Annotated in this window: 1 protein-coding gene; it reads right to left on the minus strand. The window is 73.7% G+C overall.

Annotated features, from left to right (window positions below; genetic code table 11):
* On the minus strand, nt 1-893 hold an 893-nt coding region (locus tag EFAMC2_RS02505), incomplete at both ends, for an IS481 family transposase (RefSeq protein ID WP_154026689.1).

An 893-nucleotide genomic window follows, 5' to 3' on the forward strand; every position in this document is an offset into this window, starting at 1 on the left:
TGTTGCGTGCCATGACGTTGTTTACGCCGGCGATGCGCGACATGGGCGGCAGGCCCCCGCAGGCGCTGTGCGGTCTCTCCCAATTGTAGTGGTCGATGAAGGCCTCCAGGGCGTCCGCCCTGGAGGCCTCGCTCTCCCAGGCCCGCACGTACTGCCACTCACGGGCCAGCGTCTGGTTCATGCGCTCGACCTTGCCGTTCTGCCAGGGGCTGTACGGCCTCGTGTACTTGTGCCTGACGCCCCCGGAGCTGAGGAACTCGTTGAAGAGGCGGCTGTGGTACGCGGGGCCGTTGTCGGTCATGACGCGCTCGACCGCGACGCCCATCCCCTCGAAGAAGCCGAGGCACCGGCCCATGAACGCCACGCAGGTCTCCTTCCTCTCGTCCGGGAGCAGCTCGGCGTAGGCGGCGCGGCTCCGGTCGTCGACGGCCACGTGCAGGCAGGCCGTGCCCGCCGAGGTGTGCCCGTGGTCGAGCTCGGAGGCGCCGCGGGCCCTCCAGCCCCCTCCGTCCGGTATCCGCGCGACCTTCTTCACGTCGACGTGCAGCAGCTCGCCGGGCCTCTCCCGCTCGTAGCGCACGCGGGTCACGGGGCCGCGCCTCCGGGGCTCGCCGGTCACGCGGTCCACGTCGGCGAGCCTCGGCAGGCCCGCCCTCGCGACGATCCGGGCGCAGGTTCGGGCCGGCACGCCCGTGACCGCCGAGAGGGCGTGCGGCGCGAGCAGCAGCGACGTGCGCGCCTCCACGACCCGGGCCTCGTCCTCCGGGGCGGTGAGCCGGCCGAGCCGCGCCGGCCTGCTGGGACGGTCCGACAGCGGCTCGCCCCGCCTCGCCCGCGCGACCCACTTGCTGGCGGTCTGCCTGCTCACGCCCATCTGCCGGGCCGCCTCGCCG

The organism is Olsenella uli (assembly GCF_901212655.1).
Classification (GTDB): Bacteria; Actinomycetota; Coriobacteriia; order Coriobacteriales; family Atopobiaceae; genus Parolsenella; species Parolsenella uli_A.